The following is a 3,508-nucleotide window of genomic DNA, read 5'->3' on the forward strand; positions in this document are numbered from 1 at the left end:
GCTCATAATCCCGCTTTCGCGGGATCGTTGGTTCAAATCCAACCCCCGCTACCAGTTTGAAGGGCCGGAACACACGTTCCGGCCTTTTTTATGCGGTTAGCATGGCCGCTTACATTGACGGTCATTACGCTGGCGATCTTGCGATCCGGAGCACCGGTACCCGCATCGCCGGCATCCGGAGCGCCTACACCAAGTGCGCCGGCATCTTTGACGGCACAAGTAAGCATTTGCAAATTTGCCGGCAGGAAGCCGGCGCTAAGGATACCAGCATGCGTATTCGCTATTCCGGCTCAAATCCGTGGCTGGAGAATTTCAAGGTCCGGCAATTTTCGGTCACTGTCCGCACAACGTGCTCAGGAGCCCCACCGGGAATTTCGGCGTCGATTTCCAAGGTAACTTTCACCTTGGCGCCGATGATCCCCGATAAATGAGCAATCACTTCCTCCGCGATCCGGCTTGCGTCGCGGCCCGCGCGATCCGCGTCCAGCATGACGGTTCCATGAAATCGCTTGGGCTGTGCAGGTCGCGGAGCCGTTGGCGATTGATAAGAGGCAGACGGCAATGGACCCGTGCCGATGGCGCCCGCCTCGACAGAAGGCAACTCCCCGCTGTCGACAGTGGGCGCTTTGGATTCCGCGCCCATTTGCTTGAGCGCCACTTCCGGTTTCACGAGCAATCCAATGGGATGATCGGCGTCAATCTGGATTTGCCGCCCCGCTTGCAGGCCGCGATAGCGTCCTTCGGTTGCATCAAAACTCTCGGCATAGGCAAAGGAATCTTGCGACCATGTAAGAAGCCCAAGCCCGCTGCGGATGGCTTCCACCAGCACGCTCGTGTCCTTCAGTCGCGGAAGATACAGGTAACGGGCGAAGTCCTCGGTGAGCTGTCGGATCGAGACATGGTCGCCGCGCCAGAGCGGCACCTGGTCTAGCTCCAAGCGTAAGCGGCTAGCGGCCAGAGCGGAAACCAGCAGTTCGTCGTTGCGCAATTTCTTGCTGGCCCGCACGGCCAAGGCATCCTGGCCGGTCAAACGGAAGGCCTGCCACTCGATATTGGCCTGCGGATTGGCCTGAGTCGGGACAATCAGCCATTGGTACGTCTCCGGCAACCGCGCTGCAACGGCACTTTGAGCACTCTCCTTCCGGGATACCGCCTGCTTGGTCTGGTGCGGGTCCAGGTTGAGGGTTTCAGCCTCGTCCACGATAGACATCCATGCCAGATACTGGCGGACGTCTTCGTCGAGGTCCTGAAGACGGGTCTTGTCGGCGGCAAGGAAAACGAGCGTGTTGCGGTAAATGCGCGGGGCCGTTCCCCGGTTTAGAAGGAACTCTTTCGCGGCGGCAATGGCCGGACTGGTGGTGTCCTTGGTGTGGGCATATTCGATGCCGAATACGACCAGGCGGGCATCCTTATCGTCCGGCACGTCGGCTGACGAGCGGGGCAGTGGATGTACGCGACCGAAATCGCCTTTATTCTGAAGATCGTTCCGCAACCAGCGGCCGATCTCGGCTGCGACGGCATCGGGATCGTTCTTGAGTTGCTCGGCGCGGTCCTCCGCGAGTTTGGTGACGGTCGGCTGGGTTGAATACCAGTAGCGGACGGCATCTTGGTACAAGTATGTTCCCTCGGCGCTAAGGCGGCGAAGAGCATCCCCAAAGATGGCCGTTGATTCTCCGGGCATTACGCAGCCGAGTTTGATGCGCCGGTCGTCGATCCCCTTTGTAGCGGCCTTCGTTGTCGGCGCAGATCCCATATAGATCGTCCGTGCCACGCGGCGGCAGGCCGAATACTTGCCCAGGTTTGCATTATGGCGATCCAAAAGGAACGGGAGCGAATTTGGACCGTCGACGTCTTTTTCGATCACCGGCACCCAATTATCCGACAAATATCGCGTCAATTCGAACTGCACGCGGGGATCATCAATCGGAATGCTCGACGGCAGGATAAGCGGCGAGCGATCCCCCTTTTCCCACAAGCTATGAATTACCGACGCCATCAAGCGCAAAACGCCGCGCGTGCGCTGAAATTTCACCAAAGATGACCAGTCCTGATAGAGCCTGTCAAACACCTCAGGATGGATGGGATAGGCGGCTTTCAGCCGTTTTTCGTAATCGCCTTCGCGGCACTCCGGTGGAAACTCCTGATGTTGCGTACGGTACAGGTCCGCGAAAGCTTTTGCCGTCACATCGCGAGCAACAAATTGGTCAGGGCTGATCATCGGCTCGAACAACCGACGCCGGACGATTTCAAAGCTTTCTTCCGCGCTGGCCGGCCGCCAAGACGATTCCACGCGCCCCACGGCCTGTCGAAGCGCATCGAGCGCGACCTGCCCTCGGGTGCCGCCAACTTCGATTTCCTCCGCTTCAGCGTGCGGCGAGCCCGGTTTGACGGAGGCGGGAAGGCTGACCACCAACAACGCGCGATCCGCGTTTTTGGCCGATTCCGTCAGCGCCTGGGCAAAGGTGACATGCGTCTCGAAACTGCCGCCGGGCAAGTCGCCGTGATCCGGGAGTTGCCGCGCATAAGCCACCCATTCATCAATCAAAATCAGGCAAGGCGCGTACTCGTTGAACAAAAGCCGCAATGTATCGCCCGGGCTGGTTGCCTTCTGGTCATCCTCAGCAACTTTTTGAAAAGCCTTTTTCGCCTCCTTCAGGCCGCCCCGCGCGAATCCCAACTGCCACGCGATTTCACCCCACAAGGTGCGAACGAGCGTGCCATCCGGTTTCCTGGCCGGGCTTCCGGGCGAGATCTTATTCCCGACCAATACAACGCGATTCACGCGCGGCAATTGATTGACGCCCTCTCGTTCCATAATGGCATCCACCCCGAGCAATTCGCTGTGTGAGGTGCCGGAGAACAGGTGATACAGCGCGAGCATCGAGTGCGTCTTGCCCCCGCCGAAATTCGTCTGGAGTTGAACCACAGGGTCCCCGCCTTTGCCCGAAAGCCGGCGGATCGCCCCTGACAACAAATCTTTCAGGCTTTCTGTCAAGTATGTCCGGCGAAAGAACTCGATCGGGTTGCGATACTCATCGCCCCCCTCGCCTATAAACACCTGCCATAGGTCTGCCGCGAACTCGGCCTGCTGGTATGCGCCACTCGCCACATCCCGATGCGGGTGAACCACCTCACGCCACGGCTTCAGCCCGGCCAGCGATTGGTTCTCGATGAGCGTCCCTGCGGCCCGGCGCTTTTCCGCCCGGGCCTGTTCATCAAACCGCACGCGGAGCAGTTCCCATTTCATCCGCTCAATCTCGTCCGCCTGGGGGGCTGATACGGCGGTCAGGAGCCGGGCCGCGCTGTCCAGGGCGCGGTAGGCGTCGTCTGTACTGAACGGCCGTTGGTGCGCCCATCGGTTTCGAAACTCGCGGAGTTCACTGACCAAGGCCCGCTCGGCATGGCCGAGCGTTTTGCGGAAAACATCGTTCCAATGGTTCCACATTGTGATCAGGATCGCCGCCGCATCCCATTCCGGCTTTTGCGCCGTACCGGGGAGCGTCAGTTG

1 protein-coding gene is annotated in these 3,508 nt (G+C 59.7%); it reads right to left on the reverse strand.

All coding sequences use genetic code 11. The features are described 5' to 3' along the window. Positions 1 to 280 precede the first annotated feature (280 nt). On the reverse strand, positions 281 to 3,508 hold a 3,228-nt coding region (locus ONB24_15425), incomplete at its 5' end, for a Swt1 family HEPN domain-containing protein (GenBank protein MDZ7317501.1).

The organism is candidate division KSB1 bacterium, assembly GCA_034505495.1.
GTDB lineage: Bacteria > Zhuqueibacterota > Zhuqueibacteria > Residuimicrobiales > Krinioviventaceae > Fontimicrobium_A.